Annotated in this window: 1 protein-coding gene; it reads left to right on the forward strand. The window is 72.1% G+C overall.

The features are described 5' to 3' along the window. On the forward strand, positions 1 to 199 hold a 199-nt coding region (locus tag ACCD05_RS31865), incomplete at its 5' end, for a hypothetical protein (protein WP_413397676.1). Between the last annotated feature and the right edge of the window lie 77 nt (positions 200 to 276).

Genomic DNA, 276 nt, shown 5'->3' on the forward strand with positions numbered 1-276 from the left:
GGCGGGGCAGGGCGCCTTCCGCAACGGCGTGCGCCTTGCCGTCACCCCACGCGACATGCTCGCTGGCGCCCGCGTGCCGGCCGACCAGTTGCCCAAGGTCGACGGCGACCTGGTGATGGTCGCCAAGCCCAATTCGATCGCGCTGCGAATCGCAATGGTCGCTGCGGGCGAGGCCGATCTGCTCGCCACGATCCGCTAGCCGCTCGACCGCAGCGGCGTGGATGCCCGGCGCGGAGGCGAGCACGCCGAAAGCCTGGCCGCTCGGCGTGTTGAAGC

The sequence above is a fragment of the Rhizobium sp. Rhizsp42 genome (genome assembly GCF_047304155.1).
In the GTDB taxonomy this organism is placed as follows: domain Bacteria; phylum Pseudomonadota; class Alphaproteobacteria; order Rhizobiales; family Rhizobiaceae; genus Rhizobium.